Here is a 19,831-nt window from a genome sequence, read left to right on the forward strand (position 1 = left end):
GGAGGTTGCGGCTGGATAGTGGCGGTTGCCCGCCGGGTCGATTCAGTTTTCCTTTAGCGGCATCAGGCAGCGTTGCCTGCGCCAAATGCTTGCCATCGTTCGGCGACCGCGCGCGCGGACCGTCCACGCATCGCGACCGTCGGCACATCGGCACGAAATGTCAGCCGCGTGCCGCCTTTCAGAAATCCCTCGCGAACATCCGCCTTCGCGATCTGGTCCCAGCGGATATGCACCAGCGGATGAAACAGCCGGAAGAACAGTTGCGGACGCATGTAGAAACCGCGCGGGTCGATCCAGACGTTCACGCAATTGCCGTAGTTCGCGATCGTGAAGAAGGAATCGCCGATCGACATCGACTGCGAGCCATAGCGCGTGACGTCGGGCGGCAGATCGCGATCGAACGCAAAGCGCGCCGCAAGCGCCGACCAGCCCATCCACGAGATGACGCGCATCACGAACACCCACAGCGCGACAAAGAAGACCGGGAACAGAAAGGCCAGCCAGACAGGAAAATCCTGCTTCATCGCCCGGGCCTCTCCCTAGCCCTCGATCTTCGAGAAATCGGCGACGCCATGCACCGCACCGGTGAAGCGCGACAGCAGGCCGAGCCGATAGGCGCGGACCGCTTCGTCGGGGTCGTTGACCATCACGCCCTCGAAAAAGGCATCGATCGGGGCGCGAAGCGACGCGAGCGCGGCCATCGCGTCGGTGAAGCATTCGTCAGCGACCGCAGCGGAGGCCGCGGGTTCGGCGGCGTCGAGCGCGGCGAGCAGCGCGGCGTCGGCGTCGGTCGGCGGCGTCGCGGCGGCGGTGCCGCTCACCTCGCCCGCCTGCTTCAGGATATTCGCCGCGCGCTTGTAGCCCGCGAGCAGGTTGGTGCCGTCCTCGGTCGTCATGAACGCCTGAAGCGCCTTCACGCGGGCGAGCAGGCGGACAAGATCATCCTCGCCGCCGAGCGCAAACACCGCGTCGATCAGGTCGTGGCGGACACCCGCTTCGCGCTGCTGGACCTTGAGACGGTCGGCGAAGAAAGAAAGCAACTCACTGGGTAACGTCTCAGAAAAATCGTCGTCCAGCTCTGCAAACACCTCCACTCGCTTGAATATAAATTTGACGCCTGCTGACCGCAATGCTTGCTGTGTCATAGCGATCGACATCGCCGCTTCAGGGTCTTTTTCAACGGTTTGAATGATCGAGTTAAGCGCGTCATTCTCGGCCGTTTGGAGTTGGATCTCAGCTTTAACCAATGGCACTATTTGATCGACGTGAATTTTGATCGATTGGGAAAGGAGCAATCGCCAATCCGCACGGACTCCATTTCCAAAAATCTGGCTGAGAATTGAAATTGCTGAGCGCCGAAGTGCGAATGGATCCTTTGAACCGGAGGGCTGAGATTTGATCAAAAAGAAACCGGTAAGAGTATCAAACTTATCAGCCAAACTCACAGCCACCGTCACCGGCGCCGTCGGCACATCATCACCCTGTCCGACCGGCTTGTAATGGTCGCGGATCGCGTCGGCGACCGCATCGGGCAAGCCTTCGGCGCGGGCGTAATAGCCGCCCATCAGGCCCTGCAGCTCTGGGAACTCGCCAACCATTTCGGTAACGAGATCGGCCTTGGCCAGCTCGGCCGCCTGCCGCGCGAGCGCGGGGTCGCAGTTCGGAACGATGCCTTCGCTCGCCAGCCATTCGGCGAGCTTCGCGACGCGCTCGACCTTGTCGGCGACGGTACCCAGCTTTTCGTGGAAGGTGATGTTCGCGAGCTTGTCGGCGTGCTGCGCGAGCGTCTTTTTCTGGTCCTGTTCCCAGAAGAAGCGCGCATCGGACAGGCGCGCCGCCAGCACCTTGCGGTTGCCCGCGACGATCTCCGCGCCGCCGTCCTTCGCGTCGATGTTTGCGGTGCAGACGAAGCCGTTCGCGAGCTTTCCATCCGCGCCGTTCACGACGAAATATTTCTGGTTCACGCGTGCGGTGAGCTGAATGACCTCGGGCGGGACCTCCAGAAACGCTTCGTCGAAGCGACCGAGCAAGGGCACCGGCCATTCGGTGAGGCCCGCATTCTCGATCACCAGCCCCTCGTCCTCGACGAGCGTCAGCCCAGCGTCGGCCGCGGCCTTCGCGGCGCCGTCGCGGATGATCGCCTGCCGTTCCTCATGGTCGACGATGACATGGCAGGCCCGGAGCTTTTCGGCATAGTCCGATGCCGAACCGATCGTGATCTCGCCCGGACAGTGGAAGCGGTGACCGCGCGTCGCGAAACCCGCCTCGATCCCGCCAATCTTGCACGGCACCAGCTCTTCGCCAAAAATGGCAACGATGCCCGACAGTGGACGGACCCAGCGCAGGCTTTCGCTGCTCGCGCTTTCCTTGCCCCAGCGCATCGACTTGGGCCACGGCATATGTCGAACGATATGCGCGATCGTATCGGTAAGAACGCGAGACGTAGGACGGCCCGGCTTGTCGATCACCGCGAAATACACGCCGTCGCGGTCTTCGAGCTGGTCTTGGCGAAGGCCGGTCTTGCGAAGGAAGCCTTCGAGCGCTTGCGGCGGCGCGCTGCTGCGCGGGCCCTTGAGTTCTTCACTGACCGCGGTGGTTGCTTCGGGTAGCCCCTTCGCGATCAACGCAAGGCGGCGCGGGGTCGACCAGATGGTGAGGTCGCCCGCTTCGAGGCCCGCGGCGCCCAGTTGCGCGCGGAACAGCTTTTCCAGCTCGGCGCGCGCGCCGGCCTGCATCCGCGCCGGAATTTCCTCGCTGCGCAGTTCGAGAAGAAAGTCGGTCACAGCGTCCACCCCGGATATTGTGCGGTCCAGCGTTCCGACTGGCTGTCGATCCACGCCTTGCAGCTGCCCTTCGCGAGGTCGCGGACGCGCGCCATATAATTGGCGCGTTCCTGCACGCTGATCACGCCGCGCGCCTGGAGCAGGTTGAACAAATGGCTCGCCTCGATCGCCTGGTCGTAAGCGGCGAGCGGGACGTTCGCCGCGATCGCGCGCTTGCACTCCTCCTCGGCGGCCTTGAACCCGGCGAACAGCGTGTCGGTGTCGGCGACCTCGAAATTCCATTTCGAGAACTGGCGCTCATTCTCGAGGAACACGTCGCCATAGCTGACTGCCGCAACATCGCCGACCGCGTCGGAAAAGCGCAGGTCGTACACATTGTCGACATTCTGGATATACATGGCGAGGCGTTCGAGCCCGTAGGTGAGCTCGCCCGCGACGGGCTTGCAGTCGAAGCCGCCCATCTGCTGGAAATAGGTGAACTGGGTGACTTCCATCCCGTCGCACCAGACTTCCCAGCCCAGCCCCCACGCGCCGAGCGTCGGCGATTCCCAGTCGTCCTCGACAAAGCGGATGTCGTGGAGCAGCGGATCAATGCCGATTGCCGCAAGGCTGCCCAGATATTGTTCCTGCAGGTCGGCGGGCGACGGCTTCAGGATGACCTGATATTGGTAATAATGCTGGAGCCGGTTCGGGTTCTCGCCATAGCGGCCGTCGGTCGGGCGGCGGCTCGGCTGGACATAGGCGACGTTCCACGGCTCGGGGCCGAGGCTGCGCAAGGTCGTCGACGGGTGAAACGTCCCTGCCCCAACGCGCATGTCATAAGGCTGCAGGATCGCGCAACCGCGCGCCGCCCAATAGGCGTGCAGCGTCAGGATCATGTCCTGAAAGCTGAGTGGTGTCTTGTCCGCCCCGTCGGCCACGGCCGCAATATCCTTCGCAGGTGCAAAAATCGCCGCCGCATTGGCCCAGCGGCGGCGCACGGTCAAGGCTCCCGTCCCTTCGTCGCGGCGCGAAAATGCGCGCCTTAGTCAGGTCTCCAAAACTTTTTGTAAGGCGTTGTTGACATGGTCAGCGAATCGCGACATATAGTCATGCATACCTGACATGAAGACAGGCTAACGTGACGAACCCAACGAACAAGGAGACCCTAGACATGATGACCCGCACCCTGATCCTCGCCCTCTCGCTCACCGTCGCTACGGCTCCCGCCGCCGCGCAGACCGAAGGCGCCACCGCTGCCGTCAGCACCGCCGGCCTCGACCTGACCCGGGCAGCCGACCGCGAACGCCTCGACACCCGCGTAAAGAGCACGGCGCGCCGCCTGTGCCGCTCGGGCCTCCGCGGCACCGCCGAAAACGCCCGCCAGTCGGCGTGTGTCGCGGCGGCGCTCGCCAATGCCGCGCCGCAGGCCGAACGCGCGATCGCGCAGGCGCAGGGCGGTACGCAGCTCGCGCTGCTGATGGTCGAGGCCGCACGCTAAGCGGCAGGACAGGACGGCTTCGTTCCGGCCGGGCCTCCCCGGTGACGGCCGGCGACTTGGACTGGAGCGCTCTCTCCTCCCCGGTGGCAGCGCTCCAGTCTCTTGGCAGGCCGATCGCCGTTCAGGCCTGCCGCCACCAACCCGACCATATCGAACGGATGGACAAAATTTCGCTTCCCCGACATTTCGATGCTCTATGGGAAGCGTGTGACCATCCCGACGGACATGCTGGCGAGGCGCCGATGAACAATAAATTGAAAGTGCTGCGCGCGATGCGGAACTGGAGCCAGGCGGAACTCGCCGACCGGCTCGATGTTTCGCGGCAGGCGGTGAATGCGATCGAGACGGGAAAATACGACCCGTCGCTGCCGCTCGCCTTCAAGCTGGCGCGGCTGTTCGAAATGCCGATCGAAGAAATTTTCGATGACGGCCATGAAGGAAGCAACAATGACTGACGCCGAGACTTCGAAACCGCGCCGCCGCATGTCCCCGCGGCAAAAGCGTTATTGGACCTCGCTCGGCCTCGCCGGCGTGATCGGCGGCATCGTCGGCGGCTGGATGGTTGCCGATCAAGCCAACGCACCGCGCTCCGCGGCCGAACTCTTCAGCGGCGCGCTGACGCCGGGCTTCGCCATCGGCGCGTCGGCGGCGTGGGCGATCGGTCTCGCGATCTGCATGATCATCTATCACCGCGCGATCGACGATCATGAGGAACATGCCTGGCTCTGGGCCAGCACGGCCGGATGGTACGCGTTCATCTTTCCGGCACCCGTCTGGTGGGTGCTCCACCGCGCGGACATGGCACCGCCCGCCGACGCCATGATTTTGTTCGTCTTTTCGCTGGTCGTGAACTGCATCGTCTATCTATGGCTGAAGTTTCGCTGACCCTTTCCGCTTTTCCCGCAATTCTTTAAGCCGACCCAAGAAAGGCCGACTTCGATGAAAAACTGGTTCCGGACGCTTGCCGCCACATGTGCGGTCATCCCCTTTGCCCAATGCGCGATGATCCCGGGCGGCCAATCGGCGCGCGCGGCCGAGCCCGTGGCGGCGGCCGCCCCACCGGCAATCGTCGCGACGACCGACGCCGACCCCGCGCTGTGGGTGGTGAAGGACGAGGACACGACCATCTATCTTTTCGGCACCGTCCATGTGCTGAAACCCGGCCTCAGCTGGTTCGACGAAGCGGTCAAAACCGCTTTCGACAAATCCGACCAGCTGATGCTCGAGATGGTGCTGCCCGATGACCCGTCGCAGGTCGCGAAGGAAATGATGCCGCTGGCACTCGACCAGAGCGGCAAGACGCTGTCGTCGCGGCTCGACCCTCACCAGCTCGCGGCGTATCAGGCAGCGATGGCGAGCGTCGGCCTGCCCGCCGCGCAGTTCGACGCGTTCGAGCCCTGGTTCCCCGCGATCACCCTGTCGATGCTGCCCCTGACCAAGCTCGGCTATGACCCCGAACAGGGCGCCGAAAAGCAGCTCACCAGCAAGGCCAAGGCCAGCGGCAAGCCGGTCGCCGGGTTCGAAACCTTTACCGAGCAGCTCGGCTTCTTCGATACGCTGCCCGAAACGCAGCAGGTCGCTTTCCTGAACTCGGTGGTCAAGGACCTCGACAAGCTGGGACCGCAGCTCGACAAGATGGTCCTGCTGTGGGCGAAGGGCGACCCCGACGGGCTCGCCACGGCGATGAACGAAAGCATGGCCGCGACGCCCGAGCTTGCGAAAACCTTGCTGTGGGATCGCAACGCGCGCTGGGCCGAGCAGATCAAGGCGCGGATGAACAAGCCCGGCACCGTCTTTGTCGCGGTCGGCGCGGGCCACCTCGCCGGCGACAAGAGCGTGCAGGATTATCTGAAGGCACACGGATTGACCGTGAAGCGGGTAAAATATTGATCGGCGACGCCGCCGGTATCGAACAAGGGGGGCGCCGCCTTGCGGCGGCCCTTTTGGCGTTGCTGCTGGCGGGATGCGGCACCGCCGAACCCGGGCAACAGGCACGGCCGGCGATGTGGCTGGTCGAGGATGAAGACACCCGCATCTATATCCTCGGCACCATGCACGCGCTGCCGCGCGGGACCGATTGGAACGATGGCAAGGTCGCCGCTGCGATCGGCGCAGCGGACGAGCTGGTGCTCGAACTGCCGCCCGCCGAACTCGCCGCCGCGGGCGAAGTCTTTCAGGAACTCGCCCCGCGCCAGACCCCGCTCGCGATCGAAGCGCGCCTCGCGGGCAAGGCGCTGATCGGTTACCGCGCGCTGGAAGCGAGCGGACGCAGCTTCAGCGGCGACGGGTTCGATGACTGGGCGGTGATGGTGCTGATGGGCCAGCGCGTCGCGCAAAACGCCGAACTGTCGCCCGCCGACGGGGTCGAAACGCGGCTGACCGAAACATTCAAGGCCGCGGGCAAACCCGTCGGCGGCCTCGAAACCGCGCGCGAGCAGCTGATGCTGTTCGAAACGTTGGACGCCGCGACGCAGCGCGCGCTGCTGGTCCGTACGGCGGAGGAAGCGGACATCGCCGTAAAGGAAGTCGGCGCGCTGACCGCGGCATGGGGCCGCGGCGATATCGCAACGCTGGAAAAGGTAATCAACGAAGACATCGACGCTGTTCCCGCCGCGCGCAAGGCAATCCTAACGGACCGCAACCGGCGCTGGAGCGCGTGGGTGAAACGGCGAATGGGCCAGCCCGGAACGGTGCTGATGGCGGTCGGCGCGGGCCACCTGGTCGGCAGCGACGGCGTGCCGACGATGCTCGAAGCCGAAGGATTGACGGTCACCCGGGTGCAATAGGCGCGCCGGTGCTTGCATTTCCGCCGCTTCCCCGCTAAGCGCCGCGGCTTCCGTCATGGTCATCCCTGGAGGCGTGGCGGAACTGTGTAACCGAATCTCGGAGAAATATGATGAGCGATCAGCTGACGCTGACGGCCGAGACGCGCGAACGCGGAGGCAAGGGAGCCTCGCGTGAACTGCGTCGTGAAGGTCGTGTCCCCGCCGTTGTCTATGGCGGCAAGGAAGAACCCCTGATGATCCACGTCGAAGAAAAGCTGCTGATGAAGCAGCTGATGACGGGTCACTTCATGAACTCGGTCGTGATGATCGAAGTGGGTGGCAAGACCATCCGCACCCTGCCGAAGGACGTCGCGTTCCATCCGGTCAAGGATCGCCCGATCCACGCCGACTTCCTGCGCATCGCCAAGGGCGCCACCGTCCAGGTCGCCGTGCCGGTCGTGTTCGCGAACGAAGATGCCTCGCCGGGCCTGAAGCGCGGCGGCGTGCTGAACATCGTGCGTCACGAGCTGGAACTCGTTTGCGACGCGGACAAGATCCCCGACGAGATCGCGATCGACGTCACCGGCTTTGACGTCGGCGATTCGATCCACATCAGCAACGTCACCCTGCCCAAGGGTGTCGAAAGCGCGATCACCGACCGCGACTTCACCATCGCGACCATCGTTGCCCCGTCGGCGCTCAAGTCGAGCGACGGCGACACGACGAAGGACGAAGGCGAAGCTGCCGAAGGCGGCGACGAAGCCTAAGCATTTCGGACCGCCCCTCCCCGATGCGGGAGGGGCGTTTCCGCTGGACCCGGGAAAAACAGTATCATGCAGCTCTGGGTCGGCCTCGGAAATCCCGGGCCCCAATATGCGATGCACCGTCACAATGTCGGCTTCATGGCCGCCGACGTCATTGCCGATTTCTACGACTTTCCGGCACCCGCGAAGAAATTCCAGGGCTGGGTCCAGGAAGGCCGCATCGGATCGCAGCGCATCCTTCTGCTCAAACCCGGCACCTTCATGAACGAAAGCGGCCGCAGCGTGCGCGCCGCGCTCGATTTCTATAAACTGGAGCCGCAGGACGTTACCGCCTTTTACGACGAGCTCGACCTTGCGCCGATGAAGGTCAAGGTGAAGCAGGGCGGCGGCGCGGCGGGCCATAATGGCATCCGCTCGATGATCCAGCATATCGGCGAAGATTTCCGCCGCGTGCGCATCGGCATCGGCCATCCGGGGCACAAGGACCGCGTTACCGGTCACGTCCTCGGCAATTATCACAAGAGCGAAATGGAACCGCTGATCGACCTGCTGGGTGCGATCGCGGCCGAAGCAAGATGGCTCGCCGACGGCGACGATGTGCGCTTCCAGAGCGACCTCGCGCTGCGTTTGCAGGGCTGACGCAACGAAGTTGGCGCTTTGCGCCGGCTGAGGCATGATGGTTCCCGAAGGGAGCCCTCAATATGTCCGATCGCCACACCCCCAGCCGCCGCGAGCTTATAGCGGGCGCCGCCGTGCTCGCCGCCGCGGCACCCGGCGTGCTTCACGCAGCACCCCCCGCCTCCCCTTCACTCAAAGGCCGCACGGTGCTGATCACAGGTGCATCGAGCGGTTTCGGCCGGATCGGCGCGCTCCACTATGCAAAGCTCGGTGCGAAGGTCATCGCGACGATGCGGAACGTCCCAAGCCCGGAGGCAGCGAGCCTCGCGGCCAAAGCCGCGAAGGACAAGCTCGACCTCCATATCGTCGAGATCGACGTCACCGAAGATGCGTCGGTCGCGGCGGGGACCGCCAAGGCGCTCGAACTCACGGGCGGGCGCATCGACACGCTGGTCAACAATGCCGGCATCGGCATCACTGGACCGGTCGAGGTTCAGGACATGGAGGCCACCCGGCTGATTTTCGAAACCAATGTCCTCGGCATCCAGCGGATGCTCGGCGCACTGCTTCCCCAGATGCGCGCGGTGAAGGGCGGCCAAATCTTCAATATCTCGTCGCAGCTCGGGCGCGTGATCGTGCCCGGCGGCGGTCATTATTCGGCGACCAAATTCGCGGTCGAGGCGCTGTCCGAACAGCTCGCCTATGAACTGGTGCCGCACGGGATCGACGTGACGATCATCCAGCCCGGCGGCTATCCGACCAAGGTGTGGGTCAACCGCAATGCCTATACGGGTGCGCTGCGCGATCGCAGCGATGCGGCGCTGCTCGCGGCCTATGCACCCTTCACACGCGGCATGGGAACCGAGGACGGCAGTGGCCGCAGCGCCGATCCTGCCGATGTACCGTGCGCGATCGCCGAGATCATGGCAATGCCCGCCGGCAAGCGGCCGCTGCGCCAGGCGGTGCATCCCGGCAACAAGCCGCAGGAAGCGATCAACCGCGTTTCGGCCGAAGTCCAGCTCGCATGGCTCGGCGGCGGGCAGCTGGGTCCGTTGGTCAAGGCGGTGCACGACTGACGCCTGTCACAAGTCCGTCATATAAGTCATTGCAATTCGACGCGTTCGAGCAACGCGGCTGACATCAACCTCTGCAATCGGTGCGCCACCTCCAAACCGGGATGTTCGAGTCCCGGGGCTCAACCGAAAAACAGGGGAAACTGCATGTCACATCTTACCGATGACGCCCGCGCGCCGTATCGCGGCGAAACCGATAGCCTTCCGGGACCTGGTAGTCTGGAGGCGATCGTCGCCGAAAACCCGTCGCGCCGCACGTTGCTGAGGAACGGGCTGTTCGGGCTGTCGGTCATTCCGGCCGCCGTACTCGCGGGCTGTGACAGCGATGGCGCCACCCCGCCCGTCACGGTTCCGCCGACGCCCACCCCGACGCCCACGCCGACCCCGACACCCCCGCCGGTGAGCTACGCGGTCAATTTCGCTGCGGTCGCCGCGAACCAGGACGACAAGGTCACCGTGCCCGCGGGTTACACCGTCGACGTGCTGCTGAAGGCCGGCGATTCGGTCGAAACCGGCACCGCCTATTCGGGCAGCTTCCCGACCCCCGCGGTCGCCGAGAAATGGGCCGGCGGCAATCATGACGGGATGGAATATTTCGCCCTTCCCGGTGTCGACGCCAACAATGGCGGGCTGCTCGCGATGAATTACGAATATCCCGATTTCAACATCCTGATGGCGGGCAGCTATAACGCCGCGACCGCGACCGCCGACCAGAAAGCGCTCGCGCTGTCGGCGGTCGGCATCGGCGTCGTCGAAATCGCCAAGGGCACCGACGGCAAATGGGCGGTGAAGGCCGGGTCGACTTATAACCGCCGCTATACCGGCAACAGCAGCTATCGCGCGGGCGGCCCCGCCGCGGGCCTCCTTTCGGGCAGCATCAAGGGCATGCTCAACAATTGTTCGAGCGGCCGCACCCCGTGGGATACCTATCTGACCTGCGAAGAGACGACCGACAATTATCTCGACCCGACGCAGCCTGCGACCAACTATGGCTGGGTGGTCGAGATCGATCCGCTGCGCGAACTCGCGCAGCCGACGAAGCGCACCGCGATGGGCCGTTTCAGCCACGAGAATGTCGCCTATATGGCGAACGCCGACCGCCGCGTCGCATTCTATATGGGGGACGATTCGACCCCGGGCTGCATCTATAAATTCGTCCCCGATCGTGCGTACAGCGCGTCGAACCGTGCGGCGAACACCGACCTGCTCGACTATGGCACGCTCTATGTCGCACGCTTCAACGGCGACGGCACCGGCGAATGGCGCGCGCTCGTCGTCGGTCAGAACGGCCTGACCGCGGGCGCCTCCGACCCCGGCAACACCAGCCAGAGCACGACCCCGCCGGCGCCGACGATCGTCAATTTCAACAATCAGGCCGATGTGTTGATCAACACGCCTTCGGCGGCGCGCGTCGCCGGCGGCACCGTGATGGACCGCCCCGAATGGGTCACCGTCGCGCCCGACAACAAGGCCGTGTTCGTCACGCTGACGAACAACAGCGGCCGCCGCGTCACCGACCCGATGAATCCGCGCGTCAGCAACCTGCACGGGCACATCATCAAGTTCCGCGAAGAAGGCGATTCGCCGCTGGCGACCAAGTTCAGCTGGGAAATCTTCCTGACCGCGGGCGACCCGTCGCTCGCATCGGGGGGCAGCAACCTTGTCGGCAATATCAACGGCGACACCTTCTCAAGCCCCGATGGCCTCCGCATCGACCCGCAGGGCCGCATGTGGGTGCAGACCGACCACAGCGTTCCGGGCAATTCGGGTGTCGCGGGCCGGACGATCGATCAGGCTTTCGGTCATAACGCGATGTTCTATGTCGACCAGACGAGCAAGCAGTCGAAGCGTTTCCTCGTCGGCCCGCTCGGCTGCGAGATCACGGGCCTCGCCTACACGCCCGATCTCAAGACCTTCTTCGTCAACATCCAGCACCCGACGGGCAACTGGCCGGTCGCGGGCGAACAGCCGCGCTCGTCAACCGTCGTCGTGCGCCGCACCGACAACCAGCCGGTCGGCAATTGATCGCGCGCCGCCCGCTCTCGCAACGGGAGCGGGCGGCGAGCCTCAGACGAACTTCATATCGCCGAAGATCCAGCGCCAAGGCGTGCCGGTTTCGCCGAGGATGTCGCGCACGATCATCGGGAACGCGGCTTCGGCGCGGACATCGTTCGACATGATAAGCACGCAGCGCTGCCCCTTTTCGAGGCAGACGAGTGTGTTACCGGTCGAATCATTGTGTCCGCCGCGGAAGAAGGCGGCGCCCTGGGGTCCGCTGAAAGTGATCAGGCCGACGCTCGCGGCGAGCCCCTCGTGCTGCTGCGCTGCGGGCACGTCGCCCGCCAGCGTCGGAAACTGCGCGGCCGAACGGATGGTCAAGCCCGGTCGCAGCAATTCGCCGCGCGCTTTTTTCGAAAGCCCCCTGCCCGACACAAGGGCGGCCGCGAAGTTGGCGAGATCGGTGATCGTCGTGTCCATCGATCCGGCCATGCGTACGCGGCCGCGCTCGTCATGTGCCTCGACGCTGCCGTCGAGCGTCCAGCCGTCGGCATAGTTCGCGGCGAAATCGGGACGCCAGACGACGCTTGTATTCCGCATGTCGAGCGGATCGAAAACGAGCCGCTGGACCTCTCGGCCCGTGTCGAGCCCAAGTCCCTTGTCGAGCCCGAACTGGAGCAGCATGATCCCCTCACCCGAATAGCCGTAGCGGCTGCCCGGATCGAAATGGATGCGTAGCTTGCCGTCGGGCTCGAGGAAGTGGAAATTCGCAAAACCGGTGCTGTGACCCAGCACCATGCGCGGGGTGATCGTTCGCCAGCGCTCGTCGCCGGCGAGGTCGCCCCAATTGCCATAGGCGTCGAGGTTGCCATAGTCGGGCAAAGGCTTCGCGAGCATCGCGGCGATCGGCTTGTCGAGATCGACCTTGCCCTCGTCGACCAGCCGCAGCACCGAATAGGCAAACACAGCCTTCGTGAGCGACGCGCCATACATGATCGTTTGCGGGGTCAGTGGCTCGCCCTTGGCATTGCGTTCGCCGAACGCCTGCACCGACACGACCTTGCCCTTGTCGATCGTTGCGATCGCCAGACCGCGCGCGCCCGTTGCGGCCATCGCCTTTTTTGCGGTCTGTGCGATCGCTGCCTTGCCGGGCATCGGTTTGGCCGCGGCAGGCGCCGTGATCAGCAAAGGGAATAGCCAGCCGAGTTTTGCCGCGCGCATTGCAATCTCCCGATATCCCAATCCCAACTGCTATAGCACGGCAATACAGCTGGCAAGACGTCGGCTCAGGGCGCTTTTCTTTGCGGCGGAGGCGGCGGCGAGCCGTCGCGCGTCTGCGACATCAGGATCACGCACATCGTCCGATGTACCGGATGCGAACCGCATGCGACGCCGGCATAGCGATGCGTCGAACGTAGCAGGCTGTGGCGATGCCCGCGATCGGGCACGCCATCGTCGATGAGCAGCTGATCGACGACGCCCGCAGGCGTGTGATGGCCATAGGTGATGACCTCGTTGACATAGGGACCGCCGCCACGGGCGCGCATCCGTTCGCCGGGGCCGCTTCCCCTGGTATAATGGCCGACTGCGCCCGAGCGTGACTGGACCGCGACATGGTCGGCGGCAGCACGCGCGAGCGCACCGCTCCATTCCAGCGTCGGCAGCGGCTTCTCGCGGCGCAGGTCGCGGATCGCCTCGTCGACGGCAACGACGCCCTCGCGCGTCATGATATCGATCTCGCTGTCGTCGTCGGCGACCAGCAACTTGCCCTCGAAGCGCGGGCGATAGTCGCGCAGATATTCGGTGTAGGCTGCAGGATCGCTGCGAAAGCGATTGAGTTCGGTAAAAACGCCCTCCTCAAACCGGCTCTGCGCGGTCACGGCGACGGTCGCACCGAAAGACAAGAGGACACCGGCGGCGAGAAGGAGGCGGGGTTTCGTCATGGCCGCTGCGATAAAGCTGCAAGTCTGAACGGCGCGCAACGGCGAATCCACCTGCAAAGACTGGCGCCGGACGCAATCTGGCGCTAGGGGCGCTGCAACACAGGCGCCCCCTCCACAGCGCGCCGAACCTCACGGAGTTTTTATGGGTTTCAAATGCGGGATCGTCGGCCTGCCCAACGTCGGCAAGTCCACCCTGTTCAACGCGCTGACCGAAACCGCGGCGGCGCAGGCGGCGAATTATCCGTTCTGCACGATCGAACCGAATATCGGCAACGTCGCGGTACCCGACGCGCGGCTTGAAAAACTCGCAGCGATCGCGACGAGCAAGAAGATCATCGCAACGCAACTCGCCTTCGTCGACATCGCCGGCCTTGTGCGCGGCGCGTCCAAGGGCGAAGGCCTCGGCAACCAGTTCCTCGGCAATATTCGCGAGGTCGACGCGATCGTCCACGTCCTCCGCTGTTTCGAGGATGACGATATCCAGCATGTCGAGAACAAGGTCGACCCCGTCGCCGACGCCGAGACGGTCGAGACCGAATTGCTTCTGTCCGACCTCGAAAGCCTCGAAAAGCGGGTTCCCGCCTTCGCCAAGAAAGCCGCACAGGGCGACAAGGAAGCGAAGATCGCTGCTTCGGTCCTCGGCCAGGCACTCGACCTCCTGCGCGAAGGCAAGCCCGCGCGGCTGGTCGAACCCAAGGATGACGAGGAAGCCCGCGTGCTGCGCACCGCGCAGCTCCTGACCTCCAAGCCCGTCCTGTACGTCTGCAACGTCGACGAAGGCAGCGCCGCGAACGGCAATGCCTTTTCTGAAAAGGTCTTCGCCAAGGCGGCAGCCGAGGGCGCGCAGGCTGTGGTCGTTTCGGCCGCAATCGAAAGCGAGCTGGTGACGATGGACATGGCCGACCGGATCGAGTTCCTCGAGGAAATGGGCCTTCACGAAACTGGACTCGCGCGCGTGATCCGCGCCGGATACGAGCTGCTCCACCTGATCACCTTCTTCACCGTCGGCCCGCAGGAAGCGCGCGCCTGGACCGTCCACACCGGCGCCACCGCTCCCGAGGCCGCGGGCGAAATCCACAGCGATTTCCAGAAGGGCTTCATCCGCGCCGAAACGATCGCCTATGACGATTATGTCACGCTGGGCGGCGAAGCGAAGGCGCGCGAAGCGGGCAAGCTGCGCGCCGAAGGAAAGGCCTATGTCGTGAACGACGGCGACGTGATGCACTTCCTGCATAGCTGAGCCGAAGCCGTCGTCGCGAGATCCGGCTGGGATCGAGCGGCCGTTCCACGCCGTGACCGAAAGGCCGGTCAGCCGAACCGACGACGAAACCAGCCCCGCTTTTTCGGAACGATCGGGGGCTGCCCGGAAAGCTGCACGAGGTAATTTCCCAGGATAGCCGCTTGCTGCCTGGTCATCAGGAACCGAAACAGGTCAGGGTCGTGCTTCCTGACGGCTTCCAAAGACTGCACGCTTTCGAGCCGGAGCATGATGCGCTCACCCGCATCCTGGTGTGTCCAGCCGACCAATGCCCCGAAACTCTCCATCATCTCGCCCCGCTCCCTCACGATTTCCGCGCGGCTGGCGCCCACAGCCCGCGACGGCTGTAACAGACCTTCGGCGGAATGTCGTCAAAGGGGGGAGCGGATGTTCTCCACTTTCGTCATCCCCGCGAAAGCGGGGACCCAGAGCGCGCGTGGGCTTACTCCACACTAGGTTCCCGCTTTCGCGGGAATGACAGACTAAGATGGGACGCAATGTCCGCAACCGGTCGAAAGAGCCCCTTTTCGGAACAAGTTCCGACAACGCACTAGGGTTCAAACGCCGCGAGGATCGGGCACGGCCCCTTGGCGCTGGCCGCGCATTGGTCGGCGAGGCGCGCGAGCGCGGCACGTGTTTCGGTCATCTGCGCGATCTTTTCGTCGAGAACCTCGATCCGCTGGCGCGCCAGCGTCCGCACGCGGACGCGGTCGTCGCTCGCCTCGAGCGCGAGCAGTTCGGATATCTCGTCGAGCGTGAAGCCCGACGCCTGCGCCGAGCGGATAAATTTGAGGCGGCGCAGGTCGTCGGCGTCGTAGCGCCGCACGCCGCCGCCCCAACCGTCGCCGCCGCTGCGCGCGGGCGTGCCCATCAGCCCGCGACGCTGATAATAGCGTATCGTTTCGACGCCGACCTCGCCCGCCGCCGCCAATTTCCCGATCGTCCATTGCATCGCTTGACTCCGTACCATGGTACAGACGCTATATGGGGTGCATGACAAAACAGGCAACACTCCATCGCATGGTCATGCCCGGGCACACCTGCCCCTATGGCCTCAAGGCAAAACATCTGCTCGAAAGCCGCGGCTTCGCGGTCGACGACCGCTGGTTGACGACGCGCGAGGAAACCGATGCGTTCAAGGCCGAGCATGGCGTCAAGACGACGCCGCAGACCTTCATCGACGGCGCGCGCATCGGCGGTTATGACGACCTTCGCCGTCATTTCGGGCTGAAGGTCGCCGATCCCGATGCGACGAGCTACACGCCGGTGATCGCGCTGTTCGCGATGACCGCGCTGATGGCGCTCGCGACCAGCTTTTCGGTCTATGGCGACGCCCTCACCCTCCGCGCTGCCGAATGGTTCATCTCGTTCAGCATGATCGTGCTCGCGCTGCTGAAACTGCAGGATGTCGACAAATTCGCGACGATGTTCCTCAACTATGACCTGCTCGCCAAGCGCTGGGTGCCCTATGCGAGCATCTATCCCTTCGCCGAGGGTCTTGCGGGCGTGCTGATGACCGCGCACGCGTTCAACTGGCTGTCGATCCCGATCGCGCTGTTCATCGGCGGCATCGGCGCAGTATCGGTGTTCAAGGCGGTCTATATCGACAAGCGCGACATCAAATGCGCGTGCGTCGGCGGCAGCAGCAAGGTGCCGCTGGGCTTCGTGTCGCTGACCGAGAATGTGATGATGGTCGCGATGGCGCTGTGGATGGCGCGAATGTGGTTCTGACCCCCGGCCGCATCGGTCATTGATGAAACATGGGACTGGGCTATCAGGGGCGTCGAATCGCCCCCACGGAGCCCAGCCATGTTCAATCGCCGCCACTTCCTTGCCGGGGCCACGCTCGCCGGCCTAGCAGCCCCCGCGATCCTGCGCGCCGAGGGCGGTATTTTCCGTGAGTTCCCGTTCAGCCTCGGCGTCGCGGCGGGCGATCCGGCGAGCGACGGTTTCGTCATCTGGACACGCCTCGCCCCCGAGCCGATGGAGCGCCACGGCGGGATGCCGCTGGCGAACTTTCCGGTCGACTGGGAGGTAGCGAGCGACAGCGGCTTTCGAACCGTGGTCGCGAAGGGCACCGAACTCGCACGCCCCGAACTCGCGCACAGCGTCCATGTCGAGGTCGCGGGGCTCCAGCCCGACCGCCCCTATTATTACCGCTTCACCGCTGGCGGCGAACGCAGCCTGCGCGGCCGCGCGCGCACCCTGCCCGCGCCGGGCGCGAAGACCGACGCGCTGAAATTCGGGGTCGCCGGGTGCCAGCATTTCGAAGCGGGCTTTTTCGGCGCCTATCGCCACCTCGCGCGCGAAGACCTCGCCTTCGTCTATCATTACGGCGACTTCATCTACGAATATAGCGAGGAATATCTGTTCAACACCGGGCTGCCGACGCGTCCGGTGCGCAAGCACGCCTTCCGCGCGCTCGTCGACGTCAATGATTTCCGCAATGCCTATGCGCAACAGCTCGGCGACATCGACCTGCAGGCGGCGCGATCGGTCCATGCCTTCCTGTCGAGCTTCGACGATCATGAAATCCGCAACGACTGGGTCTCCGACATCGACAATTGGAAACTGGGTCTCGACGTCAACGATCCCGAAGCCGCGCCGCCCGAAATTTTCATGCTGAAGAAGCAGGCCGCGATGCAGGCGTGGTACGAGCATATGCCGGTGCGCAAGGCCCTGCTCCCGCGCGGCGGGATGGTCGCGATGAACCGCGAATTCCGCTGGGGCGACCTGATGGCGATGCAATTGCTCGACACCCGGCAGTACCGCAACGACCAGCCGTGCGACGATGGTTTCAAGCCCGCCTGCCCCGGCGTGTTCGACAAAAATGCGCACGTGCTCGGCAAGGCACAGGAGGATTGGCTCGGCCGCAACCTCGCCCAGGGCGGCGCGACGTGGAACGCCTTTGCACAGCAGGTCACAATGATGTCGCTCGACCGGCGGCGGAAGCCCGACGAGCCCAAGAAGATCGTCAACCTCGACAGCTGGGCCGGGTACGAAGCGCCGCGCGAGCGGATCCTGTCGCGCATGGCGGGGCTGAAGAATAATGTCGTCCTCACCGGCGACGAGCACCAGAATTTCTGCGGCGACCTTGTGCTCAAGGACAAGGTCGTCGGCGCCGAATTCGTCGCAACCTCGATCTCGTCGGGCGGCGACGGCAGCGACCAGCGCAATGGCACCGACACCTTCCTCAAGCTCAATCCCGAACTCAAATTCGCGAACGACCAGCGCGGCTATGTCGTATGCGACGTCAATCGCGAGGCGTGGCAGACGCATTTCATGGTCGTCGACAAGGTGACGACGCCGGTGAACACGCTGTCGAAGCGCGCGACGGGCGTGGTCGAGCGCGACGTCGCCGGGATCAAGATGGCGTGACGTGTCGCGGGACGGTCACAAAGGCGCCATAGCGGACCCGGCATGAACCGCCTCCTCTCGCTGCTGCTCGCCCTCCTCCTTCCCCTCGCCGCGCACGCGCAAGACGGAAGCGAGCGCCAACCCGTTACCATCCTGATCTCGATCGACGGCTTTCGCGCCGATTACCTCGATCGCGGCATCACGCCGAACCTTTCGCGGCTCGCGGCCGAAGGCGCGCACGGCAAGCTGCGGCCGTCGTTTCCGACCAAGACCTTCCCGAACCATTATGCGATCGTCACCGGCAAGCGCCCCGACAATCACGGGATCGTCGGCAACAATATGATCGATCCGCGGCGCCCCGACGTGCGCTTCAGTCTCGGCGATCCGAAACAGTCGCTCGATCCCTTCTGGTGGGACGAGGCCGAACCCGCATGGGTGACCGCGGGCAAGGCCGGGGTGCGCAGCGCGACGATGTTCTGGCCGGGGAGCGAGGTCGCGATTCACGACAGCCGTCCGCCCGACTGGCTGCGTTATGACGCTCATGTCGGCTATGCGCAGCGGGTCAACACTCTGCTCGACTGGATGCGCCGCCCCGCCGATATCCGCCCCGCCTTTGCCACCCTCTATTTCGAGGCGGTCGACGATGCGGGGCACAAATTCGGCCCCGACAGCGCCGAGGTGAACGCCGCGATGACCGAGGTCGATGCGCGCATCGGCGACCTCACCGCCGGGCTTGCCGCGATGGGGCAGCCCGCACGGATGATCGTCGTCGCCGACCACGGGATGCGCGCGATCGACGAGAGCCGCACCATCCAGCTCGCCGACCTGATCGACCTGCCGAGCATCATCGCGGTCGAGACCGGCCCCTATGCCGCGATCGAACCCGCCGCGGGAACCGACAATCGTGTGTATGACGCCTTTCTGAAACCGCACGATCATATGGCCTGCAACCGTCGCGCGGAGCTGCCGAAGCGGCTGCATTATGGCCGGAACCCGCGCGTCGCGGCGATCATCTGCATCGCCGAGCCCGGCTGGTCGATCATCGCAGGCACGCCGACATGGCCCGTGAAGGGCGGCGCGCACGGCTATGACAATCAGGATCCCGAGATGCTCGCGCTATTCGTCGCGAGCGGCACCGGCCTCAAAGGGGACATCGGCATCGTCGACAATATCGAGGTCTATCCGCTGCTGATGCGGCTCATCGGCGTCGCGCCGCTGCCGAGCGATGCGACGGGCGTGCTGGTCAAACGCCTACCGTAGCCAGTCGCGCAGCACCGCCATCGCGTGGATCGATGCGGTCGGCGCGTTGACGATCTGAAGCTGGTAGCGCCCCTGCGTCACGTCGAATTCGACCATCTTGCGGATACCCGAACAGGCGGGGCCATGCCCGTGTGTCATCGATTTCACTATTGCGCCATCGCGAACGAGGTCGATCCACGCCCCCGCGTCGAGCGCGACGACCAGCCGCCCCGCCCTCTTCACATCGATCGGGATCATCCCGCCGAATTTATGGACGTCGGGCTTGCGTTCGGGGGCGACGCCATAGCGCAGGCTTTCGAACTTGTGCAGCGGCAACGCCGTCCGCGCCGCGCCGAGCGGCGACCAGTCGGCGCCGAGATCGTCGCCATAGGCATAGATCGTCTTGCCCGCCGCATCGCGCGACCAGTCGGCAAGTTCGGGCGGCAGCACGGGCGCGGCGGGACAGGCTGCTTCCGGCTTTTCGGCCGGTGCCGCCATCGCGGTTCCGGGCAACAATGCCATCAGCGAAATCGCGATAATCCCAAGCTTCATC

General features: G+C 64.6%; 21 protein-coding genes. 13 read left to right on the top strand and 8 right to left on the bottom strand.

Features of this window, described 5'->3' with window-relative positions; genetic code table 11:
• Nucleotides 1-62: 62 nt before the first annotated feature.
• The 3 genes from VGN62_RS16335 to VGN62_RS16345 are packed head-to-tail and all read right to left on the bottom strand — an operon-like array spanning nt 63 to nt 3,661.
• On the bottom strand, nt 63-524 hold the full coding sequence (locus VGN62_RS16335) for a hypothetical protein (RefSeq protein WP_327455799.1): 462 nt from the start codon (nt 522-524) through the stop codon (nt 63-65).
• A 15-nt stretch (nt 525-539) separates the two neighbouring features.
• The gene (gene glyS / locus VGN62_RS16340; protein WP_327455801.1) at nt 540-2,783 is read right to left on the bottom strand and encodes a glycine--tRNA ligase subunit beta; all 2,244 of its coding nucleotides are present in this window, start codon (nt 2,781-2,783) and stop codon (nt 540-542) included.
• Nucleotides 2,780-3,661 (bottom strand): glycine--tRNA ligase subunit alpha, encoded by an 882-nt coding sequence (locus VGN62_RS16345; protein WP_327456095.1) that lies wholly within the window; start codon nt 3,659-3,661, stop codon nt 2,780-2,782. Before VGN62_RS16345 ends, glyS begins: the two co-directional genes overlap by 4 nt.
• Before the next feature lie 275 nt (nt 3,662-3,936).
• On the opposite strand from VGN62_RS16345, the gene VGN62_RS16350 reads away from it, so the two are divergent.
• The 9 genes from VGN62_RS16350 (at nt 3,937) to VGN62_RS16390 (ending at nt 11,508) form a co-directional block, all read left to right on the top strand.
• The gene (locus VGN62_RS16350; RefSeq protein WP_327455803.1) at nt 3,937-4,263 is read left to right on the top strand and encodes a UrcA family protein; all 327 of its coding nucleotides are present in this window, start codon (nt 3,937-3,939) and stop codon (nt 4,261-4,263) included.
• Nucleotides 4,264-4,505: 242 nt separating this feature from the next.
• Nucleotides 4,506-4,718 (top strand): helix-turn-helix transcriptional regulator, encoded by a 213-nt coding sequence (locus tag VGN62_RS16355; protein WP_327456097.1) that lies wholly within the window; start codon nt 4,506-4,508, stop codon nt 4,716-4,718.
• A complete protein-coding gene (locus VGN62_RS16360; RefSeq protein WP_327455805.1) occupies nt 4,711-5,148 on the top strand; it encodes a hypothetical protein in 438 nt (145 codons plus the stop codon). The genes VGN62_RS16355 and VGN62_RS16360 overlap by 8 nt, the downstream gene beginning before the upstream one ends.
• A gap of 54 nt (nt 5,149-5,202) precedes the next feature.
• A complete protein-coding gene (locus VGN62_RS16365) occupies nt 5,203-6,153 on the top strand; it encodes a TraB/GumN family protein (protein ID WP_327455807.1) in 951 nt (316 codons plus the stop codon).
• Nucleotides 6,154-6,206: 53 nt separating this feature from the next.
• Entirely contained in the window at nt 6,207-7,049 is an 843-nt protein-coding gene (locus VGN62_RS16370; RefSeq protein WP_327455809.1) for a TraB/GumN family protein, read from the top strand.
• 110 nt (nt 7,050-7,159) lie between these two features.
• The gene (locus VGN62_RS16375; protein ID WP_327455811.1) at nt 7,160-7,795 is read left to right on the top strand and encodes a 50S ribosomal protein L25/general stress protein Ctc; all 636 of its coding nucleotides are present in this window, start codon (nt 7,160-7,162) and stop codon (nt 7,793-7,795) included.
• Nucleotides 7,796-7,861: 66 nt separating this feature from the next.
• A complete protein-coding gene (pth, locus tag VGN62_RS16380) occupies nt 7,862-8,431 on the top strand; it encodes an aminoacyl-tRNA hydrolase (RefSeq protein WP_327455813.1) in 570 nt (189 codons plus the stop codon).
• 62 nt (nt 8,432-8,493) lie between these two features.
• A complete protein-coding gene (locus VGN62_RS16385; protein ID WP_327455815.1) occupies nt 8,494-9,486 on the top strand; it encodes an SDR family NAD(P)-dependent oxidoreductase in 993 nt (330 codons plus the stop codon).
• A gap of 144 nt (nt 9,487-9,630) precedes the next feature.
• Nucleotides 9,631-11,508, top strand: coding sequence for a PhoX family protein (locus VGN62_RS16390; RefSeq protein WP_327455817.1), 1,878 nt, complete (start codon nt 9,631-9,633; stop codon nt 11,506-11,508).
• A 42-nt stretch (nt 11,509-11,550) separates the two neighbouring features.
• Here VGN62_RS16390 and VGN62_RS16395 read toward each other — a convergent pair whose 3' ends face one another.
• Together VGN62_RS16395 and VGN62_RS16400 are read right to left on the bottom strand one after the other, a co-directional pair.
• Nucleotides 11,551-12,702, bottom strand: coding sequence for a serine hydrolase domain-containing protein (locus VGN62_RS16395; RefSeq protein ID WP_327455819.1), 1,152 nt, complete (start codon nt 12,700-12,702; stop codon nt 11,551-11,553).
• Nucleotides 12,703-12,767: 65 nt separating this feature from the next.
• Nucleotides 12,768-13,424, bottom strand: a complete 657-nt coding sequence (locus tag VGN62_RS16400; RefSeq protein ID WP_327455821.1) for a CAP domain-containing protein — start codon at nt 13,422-13,424, stop codon at nt 12,768-12,770.
• A 142-nt stretch (nt 13,425-13,566) separates the two neighbouring features.
• On the opposite strand from VGN62_RS16400, the gene ychF reads away from it, so the two are divergent.
• Nucleotides 13,567-14,664 carry a redox-regulated ATPase YchF gene (gene ychF / locus VGN62_RS16405; protein WP_327455823.1) on the top strand — a complete coding sequence of 366 codons (1,098 nt, stop codon included), beginning with the start codon at nt 13,567-13,569 and terminating at the stop codon, nt 14,662-14,664.
• 68 nt (nt 14,665-14,732) lie between these two features.
• Here the strand turns inward: ychF and VGN62_RS16410 are convergent, their stop codons facing one another.
• On the bottom strand, nt 14,733-14,972 hold the full coding sequence (locus tag VGN62_RS16410) for a hypothetical protein (protein WP_327455825.1): 240 nt from the start codon (nt 14,970-14,972) through the stop codon (nt 14,733-14,735).
• A gap of 260 nt (nt 14,973-15,232) precedes the next feature.
• Nucleotides 15,233-15,634: a MerR family transcriptional regulator gene (locus VGN62_RS16415; RefSeq protein ID WP_327455827.1), complete on the bottom strand. Its 402-nt coding sequence runs from the start codon at nt 15,632-15,634 to the stop codon at nt 15,233-15,235.
• A gap of 32 nt (nt 15,635-15,666) precedes the next feature.
• Here VGN62_RS16415 and VGN62_RS16420 point away from each other — a divergent pair, with 32 nt between their 5' ends.
• From VGN62_RS16420 to VGN62_RS16430, 3 genes are all read left to right on the top strand, one after another.
• Nucleotides 15,667-16,413 (top strand): glutaredoxin family protein, encoded by a 747-nt coding sequence (locus VGN62_RS16420; RefSeq protein ID WP_414713293.1) that lies wholly within the window; start codon nt 15,667-15,669, stop codon nt 16,411-16,413.
• Nucleotides 16,414-16,491: 78 nt separating this feature from the next.
• Nucleotides 16,492-18,060 carry an alkaline phosphatase D family protein gene (locus tag VGN62_RS16425; RefSeq protein ID WP_327455831.1) on the top strand — a complete coding sequence of 523 codons (1,569 nt, stop codon included), beginning with the start codon at nt 16,492-16,494 and terminating at the stop codon, nt 18,058-18,060.
• Nucleotides 18,061-18,102: 42 nt separating this feature from the next.
• Nucleotides 18,103-19,299: an alkaline phosphatase family protein gene (locus VGN62_RS16430; protein ID WP_327455833.1), complete on the top strand. Its 1,197-nt coding sequence runs from the start codon at nt 18,103-18,105 to the stop codon at nt 19,297-19,299.
• Here VGN62_RS16430 and VGN62_RS16435 read toward each other — a convergent pair.
• Complete coding sequence (locus VGN62_RS16435; RefSeq protein ID WP_327455835.1) at nt 19,291-19,830, bottom strand: homogentisate 1,2-dioxygenase; 540 nt, start codon at nt 19,828-19,830, stop codon at nt 19,291-19,293. The two genes, VGN62_RS16430 and VGN62_RS16435, sit on opposite strands and share 9 nt — an antisense overlap.
• Nucleotide 19,831: the final 1 nt, after the last annotated feature.

Source organism: Sphingopyxis sp., from assembly GCF_035998905.1.
Lineage (GTDB): Bacteria > Pseudomonadota > Alphaproteobacteria > Sphingomonadales > Sphingomonadaceae > Sphingopyxis.

Bases quoted from the DNA above. Each gene is read 5' to 3' on its own strand.
- VGN62_RS16400 (WP_327455821.1), bottom strand. From the start codon at position 13,424: ATGACGAAACCCCGCCTCCTTCTCGCCGCCGGTGTCCTCTTGTCTTTC.
- ychF (WP_327455823.1), top strand. From the start codon at position 13,567: ATGGGTTTCAAATGCGGGATCGTCGGCCTGCCCAACGTCGGCAAGTCC.
- VGN62_RS16345 (WP_327456095.1), bottom strand. From the start codon at position 3,661: ATGATCCTGACGCTGCACGCCTATTGGGCGGCGCGCGGTTGCGCGATC.
- VGN62_RS16425 (WP_327455831.1), top strand. From the start codon at position 16,492: ATGTTCAATCGCCGCCACTTCCTTGCCGGGGCCACGCTCGCCGGCCTA.
- VGN62_RS16415 (WP_327455827.1), bottom strand. From the start codon at position 15,634: ATGCAATGGACGATCGGGAAATTGGCGGCGGCGGGCGAGGTCGGCGTC.
- VGN62_RS16435 (WP_327455835.1), bottom strand. From the start codon at position 19,830: ATGAAGCTTGGGATTATCGCGATTTCGCTGATGGCATTGTTGCCCGGA.
- VGN62_RS16385 (WP_327455815.1), top strand. From the start codon at position 8,494: ATGTCCGATCGCCACACCCCCAGCCGCCGCGAGCTTATAGCGGGCGCC.
- VGN62_RS16335 (WP_327455799.1), bottom strand. From the start codon at position 524: ATGAAGCAGGATTTTCCTGTCTGGCTGGCCTTTCTGTTCCCGGTCTTC.
- VGN62_RS16375 (WP_327455811.1), top strand. From the start codon at position 7,160: ATGAGCGATCAGCTGACGCTGACGGCCGAGACGCGCGAACGCGGAGGC.
- VGN62_RS16410 (WP_327455825.1), bottom strand. From the start codon at position 14,972: ATGATGGAGAGTTTCGGGGCATTGGTCGGCTGGACACACCAGGATGCG.
- VGN62_RS16350 (WP_327455803.1), top strand. From the start codon at position 3,937: ATGATGACCCGCACCCTGATCCTCGCCCTCTCGCTCACCGTCGCTACG.
- VGN62_RS16355 (WP_327456097.1), top strand. From the start codon at position 4,506: ATGAACAATAAATTGAAAGTGCTGCGCGCGATGCGGAACTGGAGCCAG.
- VGN62_RS16365 (WP_327455807.1), top strand. From the start codon at position 5,203: ATGAAAAACTGGTTCCGGACGCTTGCCGCCACATGTGCGGTCATCCCC.
- VGN62_RS16395 (WP_327455819.1), bottom strand. From the start codon at position 12,702: ATGCGCGCGGCAAAACTCGGCTGGCTATTCCCTTTGCTGATCACGGCG.
- pth (WP_327455813.1), top strand. From the start codon at position 7,862: ATGCAGCTCTGGGTCGGCCTCGGAAATCCCGGGCCCCAATATGCGATG.
- VGN62_RS16430 (WP_327455833.1), top strand. From the start codon at position 18,103: ATGAACCGCCTCCTCTCGCTGCTGCTCGCCCTCCTCCTTCCCCTCGCC.
- VGN62_RS16420 (WP_414713293.1), top strand. From the start codon at position 15,667: ATGGGGTGCATGACAAAACAGGCAACACTCCATCGCATGGTCATGCCC.
- VGN62_RS16360 (WP_327455805.1), top strand. From the start codon at position 4,711: ATGACTGACGCCGAGACTTCGAAACCGCGCCGCCGCATGTCCCCGCGG.
- VGN62_RS16390 (WP_327455817.1), top strand. From the start codon at position 9,631: ATGTCACATCTTACCGATGACGCCCGCGCGCCGTATCGCGGCGAAACC.